Here is a 15194-nt window from a genome sequence, read left to right as displayed (position 1 = left end):
CAGCCACGAGATGTTCGAGGCTGACCTCGACAGGGTGCGCCACGGCAGCCTGTCCCCGGTGCTGCGCGACGCCCTGGACGCCGCGAACCTGACGGACGGCGAGACGCTCGTCCGCAGGCTGGGCGAGCGGATCGTGCGGGACAAGGGCTACTTCGCCCTGCATGCCGATCCGCACTCAAGGCTGATGTACGACGCGATGTTCTGGCTCCACTCGCACCTGCGGACGCCAACCTCGTACGAGGACTTCGTCCACCTGCCCGCCGGGCAGGTCGACTACGGGCGCCCCTGCTACCTGATCATGATTGCGACGAGCCTCGCCGATCACCCGTACGGGTTCTGCACAGGTGGATACGCCGAGGGGTTCCTGCGGGACTGGTGGAACGACCGGACAGCCAGCGACGCGATCGTCGCCGTGGACGATGGGTGCCGTCTCTCGGCGCAGTACGCGGCGCGGCTCGTCAGCGCGCTTCGCGCGATCGACGGGGAACCATCCTGAGTCGCTGGCCCACGCACAAGCCGACGACGGCGCTGTGGCGAATTTCGGCCAGATAGCGACCCTTATTCGCCACAGCCGCGATGGCCCGGCCAGTCACTCACACCGCCACCAGCCGTAGTCCGGTCGCCTCGATGGGGGTCATGTCGTCGGGTACGCGGGCGGGGGCGGGGTCGCCCAGCCACAGGGTGGCGCGGCGGGAGCGGACGGCGCCGCCCCGGCCGAGGGCGGCGACGGTCAGCTCGCGGCGGCGCAGCCGGCCGCGACCCGCCTCGAGTCCGTGCCACTGCCCGCCGGTGACGGTCAGCGTCAGGTCGACCCCGGCCCACTGTCCAAAGGGGATGAGCACGTTGCCCCGCTGCCGCGCGCGGGCCGCGAGCCGGCCGCTGGTGGCGGCGGGCACGGGGCCGGGCGTCGCGGCGACGACGATGTCCACCCCGTCGAGGAGGGCGGCGACCACGCTGACCCAGTCGGGGCCGGGCGCCGGGACGAGCGCGAGCCGGGACAGCTGCACGCCCGCCTCGGCCGCGGCGGCCAGGCCGAGGTCGGGCCGGCCGACCACCGCGCACCAGGCACCCGCCGCGGTGGCCTCGGCGAGCAGCGAGTACAGCAAGGAGGTGGCGCCGGTGGACGGGCCGGGCGCCACCGCGACGGTGCTGCCGCGCCGTAGGCCGCCCCAGGGCAGCAGCCGCGCCAGGGTCGGCTCGACCGGCAGGATGTGGGCGACGCCGGTCGGGTCGGCGGGCGCGCTGGCGGCCCGGACCAGGCCGCTGGCGCGCAGCCGGGCCAGGTTGTCCGGCTCCGCGCTGGCGACCCGCGACGACCGGTCGGACGGCTGGTCCGCCCGCCGCAGCGCCACGACGTCTGCCACGACGACCTCTGTTCTCTGTGCTGAGCTGTGCTTGTGGTGCGGATCGGCCGCGGCGCGCGAAAGGTCAGGAGGCTAGTTCGTCGAACGCCGGCTGGTAGGCCAGACCGAGCTCGTCGGCCACCAGGTCGACGAACTGACCCGCCGAGCGGAGCAGGTCGTCGGCCTCGCGGGTGGAGACCGCCCGGGCGATGCCCGCCTCGGCGGCCGCCCGCTTGCCAGCGCCGGCGGCGAAGAACGCGGCCCAGTCCCCCATCTCGGGCGCCACGAGGTCGAGCAGCGCCCACACGCTGGTCACCCGGCTGCGACGACCGGCGCCGGGACGGGCGCGGGCGGCGAGAACGGCGGCCGCGGCACGCAGCGCGGCCAGATGCGCGGTGGCGTAACGCAGCCCGTCAGCCTCGGTGCGGGCGGCCTCCGCCAGCCCGCGACGGGCGAGAATGAGCAGCTCGATCGGGGTGCGGTGGGGCAGGACGTGCGCCGGCACCGTCGGGATGCGGGCCGTCGGGCGCGCGCTCACCGGTCGGGCGGTCGGGTCGACGGAAACTGGCACCATCACGACATCACTCCTCCGCTGGCGGGCCAGGACGGCCCACCCGCTGTCGTTCGCTGCGGAGGAAGGCGCAGCGTGTTGTCCGTGCCGGTGCTGGCCGGGTGAGGAGCTTCCCCACGCCCCACCCGGCCAGCCGTGCCCGACGCGAACGTCGGACCAACGGTCGGGTCCACCGTCCGCCACCCAGGGGTCGAGGGTGGCGGACGGCGAGCCCACCCATGGGCCGGACCCGCGAATGCCCGGCCCAGGCGGAGGGTCATGCCGCGAACACGGCCCTCCGTGCCATCGAACACGTGATCTATTATCGAACCCGTGTTCGAACACTCGTACAGAGTAAACCTCACCCCCGACAAGTTCGCAACGATTCCCCGGGCCCCAGGTCGGCCCGGGATCGGGCGGAACGCCCGCGCCCCGGGGCGGTGCCGGGTGGCCGCGTCCCCCAAGATGGACGCATGCAAGAGCACCCCAACGTCGTCGCCGTCCAGGACGCCCTGGACGCGGCGGGGACATCCGGCCAGGTCCGGATCNCCCCCCGCCCGCCGAGGCCCTCGGCGTCACCGTGGGGCAGATCGCCAACTCCCTGATCTTCGCGGCTGACGGCGAGCCGCTGCTCGTCCTCACCTCGGGCGCGCACCGGGTCGACACGGCCAAGGTCGCGGTCACGCTCGGGATCGGGGAGCTCCGCCGGGCCACCCCCGAGTTCGTCCGCCAGCACACCGGGCAGCCGATCGGCGGGGTCGCCCCGCTCGGCCACCCGAAGCCGGTGCGCACCCTGGTCGACACCGCCCTCGCGCAGTACGACGAGATCTGGGCCGCCGCCGGCGTGCCCCAGGCGGTCTTTCCCACCACCTTCGCCGAACTGGTCCGCGTCACCGCCGGCACCCCCGCCGAGGTGGCATGAGCGAGCGAATCATCACAGCGGAGAGACCCGCATGAGTTCCCCTACCCTGGTCCGCTGGACCGCCGAGGATCTGGTCGGGCGCCTCGACGAGGTGCTCGCCGTCTACGCGGCCGCGATGGACTACCCCCCGGACCTGGTCTCGGCGCGGCGCGGCTTCATCACCGCGCACGCGCGCCGGGCGGGCTTCCGCGCCGTGGGGGCGCTCGACGAGCAGGGCGCCGTGCTCGGCTTCGGCTACGGCTACCTGTCACATTCCGGGCAGTGGTGGCACGACCAGGTGCGGGGTGCCATCCGCCGGGGCGACCGCCGCCGCTGGCTCAGCGACGCGTACGAGCTGGTGGAGCTGCACGTGACCCCCACCGCCCAGGGGCACGGGCTCGGCACCCGGCTGCTGCGCGGGCTGCTCGACGGCGCGCCCGGTCGGGTGGTCCTGCTCTCCACGCCCGAGGTGCCCGACGAGCGGTCCCGCGCCTGGCGGCTCTACCGCTCCCACGGCTTCGTCGACGTCGTGCGTCAGATGCGCTTCCCGGGCGACGACCGGCCGTTCGCGATCCTCGGCCGGTCGCTGCCGCTGTCAACCGCCTGACGCCCGCGCCCCGTCCGGGCGCTCAGCCGAGCGTCTCGTGGACGACCGTGACCAGCCTGATCAGGCCGACAAAGGCGAGCGCGGCCCACACGAACACGGTCACCGTGCCGATGCCCGGCACGAGGTCGTCGTTCGTCAGCCCGCCCAGCCCGGCGGCGACCAGGCCGAGCACCACGACGGCCACCCGTACGCCGCGTCCGCCGATGGTGGCCACGCCGCGCCCGGTCATCCCGACCAGCACCGCGCGGGCGCGGATGTACTCGAACAGGCCGGTGAGCACGCCGCTGGCGACCACCGCCCCCGCGGGCGCGCCCAGCATCCAGAACACCGCCAGCCAGCAGATCTCGCAGACCCGGTCGGTCACCGGGTCGTAGACGACGCCGAGCCGGGTGAGCCGGCGCGTGTTCACCGCGACCGGCCCGTCCAGGGTGCCAGCCACCGCGGCGACCAGCACCAACGCCGCCGCGACGGCGGGGGCGCCGCCCCGGTAGGCCGCGACCGGCAACGCGAGGACACTGCCGACGATCGCGATGGTGCGCAGCAACCACGGCGCCGTCCGGACCCGGCCGAGGAGCCGGCCGAGCCGGTTGGTGCCCCAGCCGATCCCGCCGGTGAGAGCGACGAGCGGGACGGCGGTGCCCCCGTCGTCGTCGCTGTTCCAGGGCAGGTTCAGCCGTGGCGTGCCCACCGCGGCGCCCCGCCGCCCACGACGACCCGGTCAGACACGGGCGTCCAGGCTGAGGTTCTGCCACACCTCACGGGTGGCGGTCGACCGGTTGAGGGTGATGAAGTGGATCCCCGGCGCGCCCTCGCCGAGGAGGCGCTCGGACAGCCGGGTGGCGAACTCCACGCCGATCGCCTGCACGGCCGCGGGATCGTCGGCGACCGCCCGCAGCCGCTCGGCCAGATCGGCCGGGAAGACGGCACCGGAGAGCATGGCCATCCGCTCGATCTGGCTCACGTTGGTCACCGGCATGATGCCCGGGATGATCGGCACGTCGCAGCCGGCGGCCACGACCGCGTCACGCAGGCGGCACCAGTCCTCCCAGCGGAAGAAGAACTGGGTGATCGCGAAGTCGGCGCCGCTGCGCACCTTGGCGACGAAATGGCGCACCTCGGACTCGAAGTCGGGCGAGCGCGGGTGCTTCTCGGGGAACGCGGCCACACCCACACAGAAGTCGCCGGACTCCCGGACGAGGTTGACCAGCTCGGACGCGTAGGTGAGCCCGTCCGGGTGGGGCACCCACTCGCCCTGCGGGTTGCCGGGCGGGTCGCCCCGGACGACGAGCACGTTGTGGATGCCGGCCCCGGCGTAGCGCCCGATGACGTTGCGCAGCTCACCGACCGAGTGGTCGACCGCGGTGAGGTGGGCCATCGGGAGCAGGGTCGTCTCGGTGGCGATGCGCTCGGTGACCGAGACCGTGTTGTCCCGGGTCGACCCGCCGGCACCGTACGTGATCGAGACGAATGACGGCCGCAGCGGCTCCAGCTCCCGGATCGCCTGCCACAGGTGCCGCTCCCCGTCCGGGGTGCGTGGGGGGAAGAACTCGAACGAGAACGTCGGGGTGCCCGCGCGCAGCAGCTCACCGATGGACGGCGCGCCGGAGGGCAGGGTCGAAGGGAGTCCAAGAGCCACGTAACGACTCTAACCGGCCCACCGGCCGTCATCGGGGATCGTCCCACCCCGTGCCCCGCCGGGCCGCACCGCCCGCGCCGTCGCCCCAGCGGCCCCGGTTGGGGCGACGGGCGTTGCGCCGCCCGACGCGCAGGGCCCCGATGAGCCCTCGTTCGGCGGCCCGGCGGGCCGCGCACGGCCAGGGCTGGTTGCACTGCCGGCACGGGGTCGGGCCAGGGCCTGCGTCCGACGGGGGCGAGTGGTCACGGAACAGCCGGACCGCCACCCGCCAGTAGGAGGGGTCGGCGCCGGGTGGCGGGTCGTCCGGCGGGTCCTGCGGGTCGAACGAGACGTGGATCATCAATCCTCCTCGCGGCTGGGGCCGTACGGCTAAAGCCAACCGCCCCAGCGGGCCGCTGGGAGGGGCCAGAGAAGGTGGCGTTCAACGCGGTGAGGGCCAAAGAATCTATCAAGCGTCAATGCCTTACGTCGCTCACGGCGTTGTGTCGTACGCCCGTGGCATTCTCGGACCGTTCGCGGGCACCGAGGGGTCGGGAGTCACGCCCGGCGGACGGGGTCAGGGGTCAACACGCACACGGGTCACCGCGGCCAGCCACGGAGGGACGATGCGGCACGACACCGACCTGGGCCGAGCACTGGGCACTCTGCTGTCCGAGGCCCGTCACCGTTGCGGGATCAGCCAGGCCCGCCTGGCCGACCGGCTCTGCGCCTCGGCGGGCGTGGCGACCGTCACGCGGCACGAGATCTCCCGCTGGGAGCGTGGCGAACGCGTGCCCAGCGGCTTCTGGCTGGGCTGGCTCGCGCTGAGCCTGGACGTCCCGGTGGCGGCGCTGGAGCGGGCCGCCGCAGCGGACCGCCGGACCCGGCCCGGGCCGGCCCTCGGCCGCTGGCGGCTCGTCCAGCCCGGCGTCTACGCGCGGGTGCCGGGCACGGCCGCCGCCTGAATCAGCGCGATCGCCCGTGAATACGCGATATTTCGAATAATGTGAGGGTCACACGTTATATCGCTGACTGACCGTCTTAGCCGTTAGCTGTCTCCCTACCCCTTTATCGGGAGAAGCCATGCGTGGACCCCTCTGCTCCCGCGCGGTCGTCGCCGCCGGGATCGCGCTCATCGCCGCGGCGCTGGTGGTGCTCGGCGCGAGCCTGCCCTCCGGCGCGACCGAGGGAGCTTCAGCTCACCGGGCGCACGTGATCCGGCCGCTGCCGCTGCCCCCCGGAGCCCGGCCGGTCAAACTCGCTCCCTCCGACGTCGGTGGCGTCCGGGTGGGAGTCCAGGTGCTGCCGACGGGCACCACCGCAACAGTGCCCACCGCCTCTCTCACACCGACCCCGACGCGCCCGCCGACCGCGACCTCCACCGGCACGGCGCCCACCACGACAGCCCCGGCGACCGAGCTGCCGGTCGTGGAGTCGCCGCCGGCCGGAGCCGACAGGGTGGGCGGAACAGATGGCGCCGGACTCCCGACCGGTGCCGGCATGCCGGTCACCGGGCAGAGCGGGCGCGCTCTCGCCGTGCGGCTGGCGGCCTCGTTCGCCGCCATGGCCATCGGCGCCGCGCTGCTCGTCCTGGCCCGCCGCCGCCGCGACCGCCGGCCGGGCGCGTGACCCGCTGACGCGTGGTCTGACGTACTCGAGGTCGTTCCTCGCCGCGACCATGCAGCCAACGTCGCCCGTGCTGGCGATGTTGCCTATTTGCATTAAAGCGGTCATTTAGTATTTAATCTCCCTTGATGGTTCCAGTCTCTGCCGCACCCTTGGGAAGGGTGGCGTCCACGATGTTGGTGGCAGGGTCCGCTACCCCGGCGGGCCACAACGCGGCCATCGTGCGCTGTGGCACCCCACCCGGCGACCGGACCGCCGCCGGTCACCGGGCCAGTGGGGGGCCGCCACAGCGGGCGGAGCACCTACCGCGGAGCCGATGATGGCTAAGCGCACGATGGCCGGCGGGGTCTGCCTCGCGGTTGCGTTGAGTGTCACGGCCGTGAGCCAGGTCGCCGCGAGCCCGCTCCACCCGCCTGTCGCGGCACCGGTGGCGGCCGCAGCGCCCGCGGGCGTGGCGTACAACCCGGTCGCGGGCAATCAGGGCTTCGACGTGTTCATCAAGGGCAACTCGGAACTCAACGCGGGCGCCATCACTGGTGGCTTCGCGACCGGGGGGACTCTCTCGGTCAGCCCGGTCGACCTGGCTTCACAGCGTCCGGTGACGGTGACCAGCGCGGTAGCGGGACATCTGCGGACCGCGATAACCGACGGCGACCCGACCACCTATTGGCAGAGCGCAACCGGCTTCCCCCAGACAATGACGATCGACCTGGGAAGCTCGATGATCGTCAGCTACTCGTTGATGCGCTATCCGACGGCCGGACGGGTCACGAAGTTCACCCTGGACTACAGCACTGACGGCACCACCTTCAACCAGGCGAGCATCAGCACGTATGTCGACGGCGCCGACCAGCGGATCCAGGTCATCCAATTTGTTACCGAGGTCACCGCCCGATATCTGCGGATCAATTTCGTCGCTGACGCGGGGAACACCGCATCCAACGCGGCGGTCAGCGAGTGGGAGGTCTACCGCAGCAACAGTTCCCCACGCGAGGTCCCGGTGGGGGCTGATGGGGTGTCCACCTTCCGCGACAGCGTCGACGCGGCCGGCACCCAGGTCGGCGTGCTGGTCGGGGGGCGGGCCAACATCGCCGGGTGGGGCAACGGGTACGTGACCGCAGCCACCGGGACCACTATCAAGATTGGCGACGTCTCGGGAACCGATATCAAGGCGGACGGCACCAAGGCCGTCGTGGTGAACCGGGGCAACACCACCGTGAGCCCGGCGCTGCGCACGGCCGGCGACCAGCCGGCGAGCACGGTGCTGCGGCCCGGCCTGGTCGACTTCAACAGGGCGTTCGCCGCCTACAGTGCCCGCGCCGTCGGGCTGGCCCAGTGCGCCAACACCGTAACCGCCAACATCAGCTTCGGGACGGCCGTCATCTCGTTTGACACCAGCGGCGCGCCCAAGCAGTACGTCTGGAATGTCACAGCCGCCGAACTCGCGTCTGTCGTGAACATCCAGCTTCTCAATGTGCCCTCCAGGGACTTCCCCCTGGTGATCAACGTCGATACCACCGGCAGTAACAACTTCGCCTGGGCGCAACCCAACATATACGGGACCGGCGTCACTTTCGCGACCGGCGCCTACGTGCTGTTCAACTTCCCCACCGCGACCCAGATCGACATAGCCCAGGGCCAGAACACGCTGGGCACCCTGTTCGCCCCACGCGCCACCCTCCTGCTGCATCCGAACGGCCAGATCATCCACGGCGGCGTCGTCGCGGCCGCCCTCGTCCTGGGCGATCGCACCGGCAACAACCCCGAAACCATCAAGCGGACCCCCCTGGACATGTCGGTTCAGTCGTGTGGCCCCGCCGCCGCGATCGTGAAAGTGGCGACGCCGAGTACCTACGTGGGGCGGGGCGGCACGGTCACCTACACGGTGACCATCACGAATGTCGGCGTCGCCTTCGCCGGGGGCACGTACACCGACAACCTGAGCGGGGTGACCGACGACGCCACGTACAACAACGACGCGGTGGCAACCGCCGGCGGCATCAGCTGGAACGCCGGCACCAGCACCCTGACATGGGCCGGCGACCTGGCCGCCGACCAGGTGGCCACGGTGACCTATTCGGTGCTCGTGAACAAAACCACGGGCAACGGGAAGCTGGTCAACACGATCACCTCGGGTCCCGGTACGAACTGCGGAACCAACCCCGACGCCTCCTGCACGTCGACCGTCCAGATCATTCCCTCCGTGACGATCGTGAAGACGGCGTCACCGGCCTCGTACGTGCCGCCGGGCGGCAAGGTTACCTACACCGTCACGATCACAAATGACGTGCTCGCCAATCCCGGGGCCGCCTTCACCGACAACCTGACCGGGGTGATCGACGACGCCACGTACAACAGTGACGTCACGGACGGCGGCGCGGGTGGGTCGTTCGATTGGAACCCCACGACCAGCCGGCTGAGCTGGCGGCTGGACATGACCCCCAACCAGGTGGTGACCGTGACCTACTCGGTGACCGCGAACAAGACCGGCGACGGCCAGCTGGTCAACCAGGTCACCACGGAGAACTACGTGAGCAACTGCTCGCCGGGGCCGGATACCCGGTGCAGGAAGACCGTCCCGGTCTCCAGCACGCCGCCGTCGATGACGATCGTGAAGTCGGCCTCGCCGGCCGCATCGGTGGCTCCTCAGGGCACCGTGACCTACACCGTCACGGTCACCAACGGGTCGATCGCCTTCACCGGGGCGGCTTTCACGGACAATCTCACCGGGGTGGTGGACGACGCCACATACAACCTCGACGCGGTGGCGACCGCCGGCAGCGTCACCTGGAACGCCGGAGCCAGCACGATCAACTGGAGTGGGAGTCTCACCCCGGGACAGGTGTTCACGGTGACCTATTCGGTGAAGGTCAACCGGACCGGCAACGGGCAACTGCTCAACAGCGTCAGCACAGCGAGCGGGGCGAGCAACTGCTCACCGGGGCCGGACAGCCGGTGCACGAAGACGGTCGCGGTCGCGTCCACCATCACCCTGACCATGGTCACCGACAACTTCTCGCTCTCCGGGCCGCCCGGCAGCACGCCCGGCCTGGCCGACGCGATCACCATGAAGGTCGTCACGGACAGCCTGACCGGCTACCAGGTGCTGGTCAAGGGCAGCGCGCCACAGCTGCTCCCGGTGACGGGAACCAATCCGGACCGGATCGCCATCAGCAATCTGCTGGTGCGCGATTATCAGTCAACCTTCCGGCCGCTGTCGGACTCCGTCCTGGTGACGGTGCGGCGGCAGACCGCTCCGTCGGCGGTCGGCGGTGACCAGTTCGGCAACGACTACCGGGCGACCATCCCGTTCGTGCGGCCCGACCAGTACCAGACCACGCTGGAATATGTCGCGGGCACCCTATGACCCGTCATGGGCCTGCGGCGCCTAACCCTCGTCCGCGCGCATCGCGCGCGCGGCGGTGAGCACCTGCGCCCGGTAACGACGCCGTGCCAGATACAACACGAGGGCGGCGACGGCGATGAGCACGAACGCGCCACCGACGAGATGCAGCGGAATGATCACGATACGGAACGTCACGACCTGCGGCTGCCCGTCCGCGCTCGGCACCGTGAGGCGCGCCGAACACCAGCAGAACAGCGGTGGGCGGCGCCAGTCGGTGGTGATCTCCCGGGTCGCGCCACGCACCACCGTGAAGTCGGGGAACTCGACCGTCCGGCCGCCCACACGGATCTTCAGGCGGTTCGCGTCCCGGAAGTCGCGGTGCACGGTGCCGGTACTCTGGGCGGTCGCGGCGATCCGGATCGGGCCACCGAGGGCGAACGACGGCGCGCTCAGTCGCGCCAGGCGCACGGAGTCGTCTACCGGCCCCGGCACCGTGATGTACACCGGCGTGCCGATGCCCCTGTTGATGCGGATGTTGCCACCGTCCGCGGGCGCGGGTGACATGAACACGAGAGCCACCTGGTGGTCGCCGACCTCCGGGTTGCGGGGAACGGTGACCCGGACCTGGACGGCCCTGGACTTCTTCGGGCCGATCGTGAAGCGCTGGGGCCGTACTGTTATCCACGAACTGGCGGAATACTCCGCGTGCTCCTGGAAGATCAACGAACCGTTCGGCGCGGGTACGAAGTCGCGCTTGCCGACCTCGACCTTCATCGGCGTGCGGCCGTTGTTGTACACCGTGACCGACAGCGTCTTGCCCACGGCATCGCCGCTGACGACGAGCCGGGTCGGGCTCACCGTCATCGAGAAGTCCGCCGACGACGAGCCCCGCGCCCGCGCTACTGCTCCGCTGCCCGACGTGGTGATCAGTACACAGAGGATCGTCGCGATCCGTGCAACCACCGGGCCAGGCGACTGACGTCTATTCATGTCCCCGCTATGTGGTGGTCGCCGTGTACGTGATGATCGCCTGGTAGGTGTCGTTCGGCACGGCCGGGATGACGACCCGGTAGGTGGTGACGATCGTGTCGCCGTTGAGCGCCGACGCGTCCGGATCCGTGTGGATCACGGTGGGCGCGGTGTCGGAGATGACCTCGAACGAGCCACCGCCCGCCTGTACGGTGAGGTTGGCGATCGGGATCCGGCCGGCTCCTCCGCCCTGGGGCGTCAGTTCGGCGCGATCCGACTGGACGCTGAGGGTGTACCCGGTCGGGTTGTTGGTGACCACCGTGGCGCTCACCGGCTGCCCGTTGGCCACCGTCTGGCCGGGGCCACCGATCAGCTGGATGTCGTTACGGTCCAGGTTGAGGGTGATGCCCACACCGACGATCACGTCCACCCGGACGGTCTCGGAGTCATCGGCGGCGAGCGCCTGGCCGCCATTCCCCAGCGCCGTGACCAGCCCCGCGGCGACCACGACGCCAGCTGGAATGAGGCGTTTGCGAATAAAAGAGTTTTTCATGAGATACTCACCCTTTCATCTCTTTATGGGCGCTATCTGCACCATACGCGGATCTTTGTCCAGATGATGAGCTGTTAAGCCATCTTTAGGGCCTACCGCGCCCGGTGCGATCACCGCCCCATCGCACGCCCTCCGCGCCGACGGGCTAGCGTCGAGCGCGTGCACCCGGCTGACCACGCGGACCTGCGCGCGCGGGTCGGGAAGGCGCTCAGCGCCTTCCTGACCGAGCAGCGTGCCCTGCTGTCCGGCATCGACCCCGCCCTCGCCGATGTCGCTGACGCCATCGACGACTTCGTCCTCGGCGGCGGCAAGCGCCTGCGACCCGCGTTCGCGTACTGGGGCTACCGGGCCGCCGGCGGCGAAGACGACGACGCGGTGGTGGCCGCGGTCGCCGCCCTCGAGTTCGTCCAGGCCAGCGCGCTGATGCACGACGACCTGATCGACGGCTCGGACACCCGCCGGGGCGTGCCCGCCGTGCACCGCCGGTTCGCCACCCGGCACACCGGTGCGGGCTGGCAGGGCGGCGCGGACGCGTTCGGCGCGGCGGCCGCCGTGCTGCTCGGCGACCTGTGCCTGGTCTGGTCCGACGAGCTGCTGCACACGTCCGGCCTGGACGCCGCCGCGATCGGCCGCGCCCGGCCCGTCTTCGACCTCATGCGCACCGAGGTCACCATCGGCCAGTACCTCGATGTGCACACCCAGGTCACCGGGGACACGTCGGTGCGCCGCGCCAGCACCGTCGCGCGCTACAAGTCCGCGAAATACACGGTCGAACGTCCGCTGTTGCTGGGCGCCGCGATCGCCGACGCGCCGCCGGCCGTCAGCACCACCCTTTCCGGGTACGGGCTACCGCTCGGCGAGGCGTTCCAGCTGCGCGACGACGTGCTGGGCGTGTTCGGCGACCCGGCGACCACCGGCAAGCCGGCCGGCGACGACCTGCGCGAGGGCAAGCGCACCTACCTCGTCGCGGCCGCCTTCGACGCGGCCGACCGGGCCCGGGCCGACGCCCTGAGCGCCGGCCTCGGCGACCCGGGGCTGACCGCCGACGACGTCACCCGCCTGCGCGACATCATCGTCGGCACCGGCGCCCTGGACCGCACCGAGCGCCGCATCGCCGACCTCACGGCCGCCGCGCTCGCCGCCCTCGACGCGGTCGGACTGGACCCGCAGGCGACCGCCATCCTGCGCGACCTGGCCGCGGCCGCCACCAGCCGCACCGCCTGACGTCGGACCCGGCCGTTAGGGGGCCGGCATGCTGAGCGAAGACTCCGGCCTGCCAGACCTCCTGCGCAACCAGATCGCCCTGGCCGACAGTCCCTTCGACGCCGTGGTCTGGACCGGCGTGGAGTACTACACGGAGGAGCTCGCGGACGAGGCCGAGGACGAGGGCACGGATGTCGCGGTCGATGGGGCGGAGATCGTCCGCACGGTGTGGGAGCTGACGCGCTGTTCGCCGAGCACCTCGCGGAGCAGGCCGGTTGGCCGGCGGTCACCGACTCGGACCGGTTCACCGCCGCGTTCGCAGAGCTGGGCCGCTCGAACGTCGCCGCCCGGGAGGCGTTCAGCTGCTGCCAGAACTGCGGCCACGCCGAGATCCTCGACGGCTACCCCCGGGACGGGCTGCCGCGCGGCTACGTGTTCTACCACCAGCAGGACGCCGAGTCGGCCATCGCCGGCCAGGGCCTCTACCTGGCCTACGGCGCGCCGGACGACCCGGCGGCGTTCATGGGCGAGGTCGTCGACGTCCTGCGGCGGCACGGGCTCGAACCGCGCTGGAACGGCTCGACCGGCACCCGCGCCTTCGTCCCGCTGACCTGGCAGCGACGCCGGACCGGGCGGCTCGCCGCCCACCCGGGCGCGCTGCCCGGCGACGACGTCACCGTCGAGGCCGAGCCGATCGGATGGGACGGCCCCGGCGAAGCTGGCCGGCGGCGTGGCTGCTGCGGACGAGGCCGGTGTTCCCGCGCGCGTTCGCGACCTACACCTCCCGGTCGGGGGCGGTAGTCCAGCACAACTGGAACCCCGACGCCACGCTCCGGCTGGAGCACCTCGACCCGGCCACGCGCACGTCGCACGGCCGGCTGGCCAGCCCCGCCGAGGTCGACCAGGTGATCACCGCCCTCGCCCTGGAGGACCGGGTCACCGTCGCCGACCTCGGCCCGCTGGACAGCACCACCTGGTAGCCGGCGGGCGTCACAGCACCAGCAGGTGCAGCGGCGGGCGGGCGATCGTCACGCGCGTTCCGGCCGCCGCCGCGAAGACCTCCAGGGCCAGCCGCCACGCGGGCGGGTCGGCCTCCGCCAGCGCGTCGGCGTCCGGCCATAGCAGCGCGACACCCGGCCCGGGCAGCCAGGTCAGGTCCCTGAGGCAGTCGGCCAGGGCGTCCCAGTTCTGCCCGTACCAGTGGGGGAAGTCCAACGCGCGGCCGCAGGCGGCGAGAAAGGCCGCACCGTCGCGGACGCCGGCCTCCGGCAGCCGGCGCACCGTCCAGCCGGCGGCGCCCACCTCGGCGGCCAGCACGTCGACCGACGGCACCGGCGCGCCCCGGTGAACGCCGGGCGCGACGGCGCCCGACAGCAGGGCGGCGGCCGACAGGGCGGTCACAGCATGACCTGGCGGAACGTCAGGTAGTGGTCCTCGGTGTAGTAGACGTCGCCGGCGCGGCCCACGACGAGCCGGCGCGCACCCCGGCCCGGCTCGTCCGGCGTCTCGACCGTGAACTCCCGGTAGTAGCCCTCCTCCTGGTTGGGCAGCCGGTGCTCGTAGTTACGGAACTCGGAGCCGTCCTCCCGGTCGGGGTACGGGCCACCGCGCTCGATGAGCCCCAGCGTGTCCTGCGCCTCGGCCGGCAGCTCGTAGTACTCCATCGGCGGCAGGCTCGAGCGGGGCGTGCCCGAGGCGGTCGGCATGGTCACCGACGGGCCCGCGTTGTTGTCGCCCCCACCGCCGCCACGCAACATCAGCAAACCCAGCACGACCACCGCCGCGGCGGCGACGCCGATCCACGCCCGTCTCCCGGCCACGCGTCCCCCTAGCTCCGCCTCCCCGGGCCCCCGAGTGATCCTTACCAGGACCGTACGGTCGGGCAAGGCGACGCGGCGTCCGATATGACATGATCCGCAGATGCCTGCCCCCGGGAGGGTGACCGACGCCCGCCGCGCCGGCCTCGCGCGCTATCTCGGGCTCGGCGGGTCCGCGCTGCTCGCGGTGGCCGCGACCCGGGTGGGCGCCCAGCCCGGCCGGGCCGACCTCGACGGGCTGCCCCACGCCGCCGAGGTGCCCTGGGTGCTCGCCGCCGTCGTCGGGCTCGCCGCCGTGGCGCTGGCCTGGTGGCTGGTCGACCGGCTGGCCGTCGCGCCACCGACCCGGTGGCTGCTCGTCACCGTCGCGCTGTGGGCGCTGCCGGTGCTGGTCGGCACGCCACTGGCCAGCCGGGACGTCTACGCGTACGCCTGCCAGGGGGCGACCGCCGCCGCCGGAGCGGATCCGACGACGACCGGACCGGCCGTCCTGCCGTGCGCCTGGCTCGGCTCGGTGCCGCCGATCTGGCGCGACGCGCCGAGCCCGTACGGGCCGTTGGCCACCCTGGTCTCGCACGCGGCGGCCGGGCTGGCCGGCGACCGGCTGGCCGTCACGGTCGGCGTGCGGCGCGCGGCGGCGCTGCTCGGTGTGGTCCTGGCCGCC

General features: G+C 72.1%; 18 protein-coding genes and 1 pseudogene. 10 read left to right on the top strand and 9 right to left on the bottom strand.

The window, feature by feature from the left end; translation table 11 throughout:
• Positions 1–496 (top strand): hypothetical protein (locus ABD211_RS02060; RefSeq protein WP_344125553.1); only part of this gene is annotated, 496 nt, incomplete at its 5' end.
• Between the two features lie 97 nt (positions 497–593).
• Here ABD211_RS02060 and ABD211_RS02055 read toward each other — a convergent pair.
• Together ABD211_RS02055 and ABD211_RS02050 are read right to left on the bottom strand one after the other, a co-directional pair.
• Complete coding sequence (locus ABD211_RS02055) at positions 594–1283, bottom strand: hypothetical protein (protein ID WP_344125557.1); 690 nt, start codon at positions 1281–1283, stop codon at positions 594–596.
• A 145-nt stretch (positions 1284–1428) separates the two neighbouring features.
• Positions 1429–1917 carry an SAV_6107 family HEPN domain-containing protein gene (locus ABD211_RS02050; protein ID WP_344125555.1) on the bottom strand — a complete coding sequence of 163 codons (489 nt, stop codon included), beginning with the start codon at positions 1915–1917 and terminating at the stop codon, positions 1429–1431.
• A 449-nt stretch (positions 1918–2366) separates the two neighbouring features.
• Here ABD211_RS02050 and ABD211_RS02045 point away from each other — a divergent pair.
• Both ABD211_RS02045 and ABD211_RS02040 read left to right on the top strand, forming a co-directional pair.
• Positions 2367–2815: pseudogene (locus ABD211_RS02045) on the top strand (YbaK/EbsC family protein).
• Between the two features lie 31 nt (positions 2816–2846).
• Positions 2847–3401 (top strand): GNAT family N-acetyltransferase, encoded by a 555-nt coding sequence (locus tag ABD211_RS02040; protein ID WP_344125551.1) that lies wholly within the window; start codon positions 2847–2849, stop codon positions 3399–3401.
• A gap of 22 nt (positions 3402–3423) precedes the next feature.
• Here the strand turns inward: ABD211_RS02040 and ABD211_RS02035 are convergent, their stop codons facing one another.
• From ABD211_RS02035 to ABD211_RS02025, 3 genes are read right to left on the bottom strand one after another with little or no spacing between them, the layout of a single operon-like run.
• Entirely contained in the window at positions 3424–4089 is a 666-nt protein-coding gene (locus tag ABD211_RS02035; protein WP_344125549.1) for a CDP-alcohol phosphatidyltransferase family protein, read from the bottom strand.
• A 30-nt stretch (positions 4090–4119) separates the two neighbouring features.
• Entirely contained in the window at positions 4120–5037 is a 918-nt protein-coding gene (gene metF, locus ABD211_RS02030) for a methylenetetrahydrofolate reductase [NAD(P)H] (RefSeq protein ID WP_344125547.1), read from the bottom strand.
• A gap of 28 nt (positions 5038–5065) precedes the next feature.
• A complete protein-coding gene (locus tag ABD211_RS02025) occupies positions 5066–5377 on the bottom strand; it encodes a hypothetical protein (RefSeq protein ID WP_344125545.1) in 312 nt (103 codons plus the stop codon).
• Between the two features lie 265 nt (positions 5378–5642).
• Between ABD211_RS02025 and ABD211_RS02020 the strand changes: the two genes are divergently transcribed.
• The 3 genes from ABD211_RS02020 to ABD211_RS02010 all read left to right on the top strand — a co-directional run bounded on the left by ABD211_RS02020 (position 5643) and on the right by ABD211_RS02010 (position 10009).
• Complete coding sequence (locus tag ABD211_RS02020; protein WP_344125543.1) at positions 5643–5981, top strand: helix-turn-helix domain-containing protein; 339 nt, start codon at positions 5643–5645, stop codon at positions 5979–5981.
• Positions 5982–6099: 118 nt separating this feature from the next.
• Entirely contained in the window at positions 6100–6645 is a 546-nt protein-coding gene (locus tag ABD211_RS02015; protein ID WP_344125541.1) for a hypothetical protein, read from the top strand.
• Positions 6646–6958: 313 nt separating this feature from the next.
• Positions 6959–10009 (top strand): DUF7927 domain-containing protein, encoded by a 3051-nt coding sequence (locus ABD211_RS02010; RefSeq protein WP_344125539.1) that lies wholly within the window; start codon positions 6959–6961, stop codon positions 10007–10009.
• A gap of 21 nt (positions 10010–10030) precedes the next feature.
• Here ABD211_RS02010 and ABD211_RS02005 read toward each other — a convergent pair whose 3' ends face one another.
• Both ABD211_RS02005 and ABD211_RS02000 read right to left on the bottom strand, forming a co-directional pair.
• Positions 10031–10951, bottom strand: coding sequence for a hypothetical protein (locus ABD211_RS02005; protein WP_344125537.1), 921 nt, complete (start codon positions 10949–10951; stop codon positions 10031–10033).
• Positions 10952–10985: 34 nt separating this feature from the next.
• Positions 10986–11465, bottom strand: a complete 480-nt coding sequence (locus ABD211_RS02000; RefSeq protein ID WP_344125535.1) for a hypothetical protein — start codon at positions 11463–11465, stop codon at positions 10986–10988.
• Between the two features lie 204 nt (positions 11466–11669).
• On the opposite strand from ABD211_RS02000, the gene ABD211_RS01995 reads away from it, so the two are divergent.
• The 3 genes from ABD211_RS01995 to ABD211_RS01985 all read left to right on the top strand — a co-directional run bounded on the left by ABD211_RS01995 (position 11670) and on the right by ABD211_RS01985 (position 13693).
• A complete protein-coding gene (locus ABD211_RS01995; protein WP_344125533.1) occupies positions 11670–12734 on the top strand; it encodes a polyprenyl synthetase family protein in 1065 nt (354 codons plus the stop codon).
• A gap of 207 nt (positions 12735–12941) precedes the next feature.
• Positions 12942–13514 (top strand): DUF6891 domain-containing protein, encoded by a 573-nt coding sequence (locus ABD211_RS01990; protein ID WP_344125531.1) that lies wholly within the window; start codon positions 12942–12944, stop codon positions 13512–13514.
• Positions 13466–13693, top strand: coding sequence for a hypothetical protein (locus ABD211_RS01985; protein WP_344125529.1), 228 nt, complete (start codon positions 13466–13468; stop codon positions 13691–13693). Before ABD211_RS01990 ends, ABD211_RS01985 begins: the two co-directional genes overlap by 49 nt.
• 10 nt (positions 13694–13703) lie before the next feature.
• Here the strand turns inward: ABD211_RS01985 and ABD211_RS01980 are convergent, their stop codons facing one another.
• On the bottom strand, positions 13704–14114 hold the full coding sequence (locus ABD211_RS01980) for a barstar family protein (protein WP_344125527.1): 411 nt from the start codon (positions 14112–14114) through the stop codon (positions 13704–13706).
• Positions 14111–14533, bottom strand: coding sequence for a guanyl-specific ribonuclease (locus ABD211_RS01975; protein WP_344125525.1), 423 nt, complete (start codon positions 14531–14533; stop codon positions 14111–14113). The genes ABD211_RS01980 and ABD211_RS01975 overlap by 4 nt, the downstream gene beginning before the upstream one ends.
• A gap of 100 nt (positions 14534–14633) precedes the next feature.
• Between ABD211_RS01975 and mptB the strand changes: the two genes are divergently transcribed.
• Positions 14634–15194, top strand: a 561-nt coding sequence (mptB, locus tag ABD211_RS01970) for a polyprenol phosphomannose-dependent alpha 1,6 mannosyltransferase MptB (RefSeq protein ID WP_344125523.1), incomplete at its 3' end; no start/stop codon positions are given.

Origin of the sequence: Luedemannella flava (genome assembly GCF_039528515.1) — a bacterium.
In the GTDB taxonomy this organism is placed as follows: Bacteria; Actinomycetota; Actinomycetes; order Mycobacteriales; family Micromonosporaceae; genus Luedemannella; species Luedemannella flava.
This window is presented reverse-complemented; position numbering and strand designations above follow the sequence as displayed.

Coding starts and splice junctions, on each gene's coding strand:
- ABD211_RS02015 (WP_344125541.1), top strand. CDS start 6,100: ATGCGTGGACCCCTCTGCTCCCGCGCGGTCGTCGCCGCCGGGATCGCG.
- ABD211_RS02050 (WP_344125555.1), bottom strand. CDS start 1,917: ATGGTGCCAGTTTCCGTCGACCCGACCGCCCGACCGGTGAGCGCGCGC.
- ABD211_RS02040 (WP_344125551.1), top strand. CDS start 2,847: ATGAGTTCCCCTACCCTGGTCCGCTGGACCGCCGAGGATCTGGTCGGG.
- ABD211_RS02025 (WP_344125545.1), bottom strand. CDS start 5,377: ATGATCCACGTCTCGTTCGACCCGCAGGACCCGCCGGACGACCCGCCA.
- ABD211_RS02010 (WP_344125539.1), top strand. CDS start 6,959: ATGATGGCTAAGCGCACGATGGCCGGCGGGGTCTGCCTCGCGGTTGCG.
- ABD211_RS02020 (WP_344125543.1), top strand. CDS start 5,643: ATGCGGCACGACACCGACCTGGGCCGAGCACTGGGCACTCTGCTGTCC.